Raw genomic sequence first — 4,361 nt, 5'->3', positions numbered from 1 at the left:
AAAAAAAAGCGAATTTTTGGGTTAATATTTTGTTTTAATTTTATTTTTTGAATTCAGCCTTAAAAATATGTATAAAATGTATAATATATATCTATTTTTAAGAAAAAAATAGAAAAAAATTGTATTTAAGGGCAAAAATAGTATTGCGTTTTTTTGGCTGTATGCTATACTAATAAAACATTGATGATAAATAAAAAACATCAATGAGAAACGAAAGATGATCTTTGACAGATATATAAGAGCGTAGATTTTTATAAAGTATTTTCCAATTAAGAAGCGGAAAGTCAGCAATTATAAAAATCTTCACTTGATAAGAAAAAGAAAACACAATTAGATTGTGTGTCTTAGAGTAGAAACAATTAAGCGGACGTTACTAAAGAATTAGAAGAAACAGCTTTAATTAGCTAATAGTCTCATTCAAGACGTATTAAACTTAGAAGCTTAGCGATAAGAAGAAAAGGATAATATGGTCAAGTAAGTAAGGGCTTAAGGTGGATGCCTAGGCACTGGAAGGCGATGAAGGTCGTGACAAGCTGCGATAAGCTACGGGGAGAAGCAAATATTCTATGATCCGTAGATCACCGAATGGGAAAACCTATAGAAGTAAACCTTCTATATTATACACTGAATCCATAGGTGTATAAGGCGACACCCAGGGAACTGAAACATCTAAGTACCTGGAGGAAGAGTAATCAAAATTGAGATTCCCTCAGTAGTGGCGAGCGAAAGGGGAAGAGCCTAAACCGTAATAATGTCAAGTTGTAAGGCGTTGTTATTGCGGTGTTGTAGGGCGGCGAGTGGTATACTTACATATATCGACTTTGCTATATATGATAGTGGAACTGTTTTGGAAAAGCAGGCCATAGTGGGTGATAGCCCTGTACACGAAATCATATATACAAGGTTTTGTCGTTCCTGAGTAGGGCGGGGCACGTGAAACCCTGTTTGAATCTGGGTAGACCACTATCCAAGGCAAAATACTAACCAGTGACCAATAGTGTAGAGTACCGTGAGGGAAAGGTGAAAAGTCTCCCGTTGAGGGTTATTAAATAGAACCTGAAACCTTAAGCTTACAAGTAGTCAGAGGGAACCCTGCTAGCAATAGTAGAAGGCCTGATGGCGTGCCTTTTGTAGAATGAGCCTGCGACTTATAGTATGTAGCAAGATTAAGAGGTAATAGCCTTGTAGTCGTAGTGAAAGCGAGCCTTAATAGGGCGAAATTAGTTGCATGCTATACGACCCGAAGCCAAGTGATCTACCTATGAGCAGTGCGAAACTCGAGTAACATTGAGTGGAGGTGCGAACCAGTGGCCGTGAAAAGGCTTTGGATGACTTGTGGGTAGGAGTGAAAGGCTAATCAAACTTGGAGATAGCTGGTTCTCTCCGAAATGTCTTTAGGGGCAGCGTTATGTGTTTACTTGCGGGGGTAGAGCACTAAATGGACTAGGGCTCCTAACCGAGTACCAAACCCAACTAAACTCCGAATACCGTAAGTTAAGAGCATGGCAGTTAGACAGCGGCGGATAAGCGTCATTGTCAAAAGGGAAACAGCCCAGATCCTCAGCTAAGGTCCCAAAATCTATGTTAAGTGGGAAAGGATGTGAGAATACTTAAACAGCCAGGAGGTTGGCTTAGAAGCAGCCATTCCTTTAAAGAGTGCGTAACAGCTCACTGGTCGAGTGTTTTTGCGCCGAAAATGTAACGGGGCTCAAACATAGTACCGAAGCTAGGGAATTATAGAGTTAATCTATGATTGGTAGGAGAGCGTTCTTTAAGCCGTTGAAGGTGTATCGTAAGGTATGCTGGAGGTATAAGAAGTGAGGATGCAGGCATGAGTAACGAGAAAACGGGTGCGAAACCCGTTCGCCGCAAACCCAAGGTTTCCTAGGTAAAGCTAATCTGCCTAGGGTTAGTCGACCCCTAAGATGAGGCTGAAAAGCGTAGTCGATGGGAAACAGGTAAATATTCCTGTACTATAGTATGTTTCGATGGAATGACACAGATTGTTTGCGTACGCGAGGTGATGGTTATCCTCGTCGAATAGCCAAGACTTGTGGTGAGTAAAATGCTTGCTGCTTCAAGGTTGAGGTGGATAGTGACTGGGCTTTCGGGTTCAGGAAGTTGCGTGAATTAGGCTGTCTAGAAATAATTCCTAAGGTTAGGCATATTATAATCGTACCGCAAACCGACACAGGTGGGTGAGATGAGTATTCTAAGGCGCTCGAGATAATCTTCCCTAAGGAACTCTGCAAATTAGTCTTGTAACTTCGGAAAAAGAGACGCTTGAATCTCGGTAGCAATATCGGGAGGAGAGTCGCAGTGAAAAGGCCTGGCCGACTGTTTAACAAAAACACAGATCTCTGCAAACATGTAAATGGATGTATAGGGATTGACACCTGCCCAGTGCTGGAAGGTTAAAAGGAGAGGTTAGCGTAAGCGAAGCTTCGAATTGAAGCCCCAGTAAACGGCGGCCGTAACTATGACGGTCCTAAGGTAGCGAAATTCCTTGTCGGGTAAGTTCCGACCTGCACGAATGGTGTAACGATCCGGGCACTGTCTCGGGGAAGAACTCGGTGAAATTGAATTATCAGTGAAGATGCTGATTACCCGCAACAGGACGGAGAGACCCCGTGAACCTTTACTATAACTTGACATTGAGTTTTGTTTTGTGATGTGTAGAATAGATGGGAGGCTTTGAAGTGGGAGCGCCAGCTTTCATGGAGCCATCGTTGAAATACCATCCTTCGCAAAATGGGATTCTAACGATTAGCCGTTATCCGGCAGTCGGACATTGTCAGGCGGGTAGTTTGACTGGGGCGGTCGCCTCCTAAAGAGTAACGGAGGCGTGCAAAGGTCACCTCAAACCGAATAGAAATCGGTAGTAGAGTATAAAGGCATAAGGTGGCTTAACTGCGAGAGAGACATCTCGAGCAGGTGCGAAAGCAGGTCTTAGTGATCCGGTGGTCCCGAGTGGAAGGGCCATCGCTAAACGGACAAAAGGTACTCCGGGGATAACAGGCTTATCTCCCCCAAGAGTTCATATCGACGGGGAGGTTTGGCACCTCGATGTCGGCTCATCGCATCCTGGGGCTGGAGCAGGTCCCAAGGGTTTGGCTGTTCGCCAATTAAAGCGGTACGCGAGCTGGGTTCAGAACGTCGTGAGACAGTTTGGTCCCTATCCGTTGCGGGCGTTGGAAAATTGAGAAGAGTCATTTTTAGTACGAGAGGACCGAAATGAACGCACCTCTGGTGTATCTGTTGTTCTGCCAAGAGCATCGCAGAGTAGCTATGTGCGGACGGGATAACCGCTGAAAGCATCTAAGTGGGAAGCCTCCTTCAAGATTAATTTTCCCTATGAGTTTCGTTGGAGACTACGACGTTGATAGACTGCAAGTGTAAGCAGGGAAGAAATACCTGTTCAGCTGAGCAGCACTAATCAGACCAATGGCTTGACCATATTATCGTTTTCTTCTTACAAACAATAGAAAACATATAACAAGAATGAGACAATCTACGCTCCTATATATCTGGCAATATCATCAAATTGTTCTTTAATTTGCTAATATTATTTCGGTGACCATAGAGAAAGTGATACACCCGTTCCCATTCCGAACACGGCAGTTAAGCCTTTCATCGTCGATGGTACTGTAAGGGTAGCTTTACGGGAGAGTAGAACGTTGCCGGGTATATATTATATATTTTTATCCCAATAGATTTATTTCTGTTGGGATTTTTATTATTCTATGAAAAAAATAAATAATGATTTTGATAAAATTGACAGAGATATATTGGATTATTTAAAAAAAAATCCTAGGGAAGCTTTAAAACTTGGAGTAAGAGGTGTAGCTAATAAATTTAACACTATTCCTTCAAGAATTGTAAGATTAGCAAAAAAACTAAACTATTCTGGTTTCCTTGAAATGATATATAGTTTTAAATATAACGATATAAATGAATATGATAATTTAACCATAGAAATAAGAAAAAAATTTTTTTTTAGAGTTAGAGATAAAAAAGAAATAGATGAGTTTTTATCTTTAATGAAAACTGCAAAATTTGCTGTTTATGGAGAAGGTTTTTCAAGTTTAATTTCTAATTATATCTATCAAAAATTATTAGTTCTAGGATTAGAACCAATTAATATTCAATGGATAGACCCTGCCTTTTTTTTAAATATTAAAAATGATATTGATATGATTCTTATTATTTCTAAATCTGGAGAAACTGAGTCATGTTGCAAATTTGCAAAGCTTGTAAAAGAGTTAGGTGGAAAAGTTGCATCTTTTACTGGAAATTCTAATAGTAGTATCTCGCTTATTTCAGACTATGCTTTTTATTTTGAAGATACTATGAAATATGAT

At 40.6% G+C, this 4,361-nt stretch carries 1 protein-coding gene and 2 rRNA genes; all 3 read left to right on the top strand.

Going from position 1 to position 4,361, the window contains the following annotated elements:
* The first annotated feature begins 468 nt into the window (after window positions 1-468).
* Window positions 469-3,457, top strand: a 23S ribosomal RNA gene (locus E6A48_RS00500).
* Between the two features lie 112 nt (window positions 3,458-3,569).
* Window positions 3,570-3,686, top strand: a 5S ribosomal RNA gene (gene rrf, locus E6A48_RS00495).
* Window positions 3,687-3,743: 57 nt separating this feature from the next.
* A partial coding sequence (locus tag E6A48_RS00490; protein WP_219708089.1) for a MurR/RpiR family transcriptional regulator occupies window positions 3,744-4,361 on the top strand: 618 nt, incomplete at its 3' end.

The organism is Brachyspira pilosicoli, assembly GCF_019402445.1.
GTDB classification, from domain to species: Bacteria; Spirochaetota; Brachyspiria; order Brachyspirales; family Brachyspiraceae; genus Brachyspira; species Brachyspira pilosicoli_B.
The sequence above is the reverse complement of the archived record's forward strand: the minus strand, read 5'-3'. Positions and strand labels throughout refer to the sequence as shown.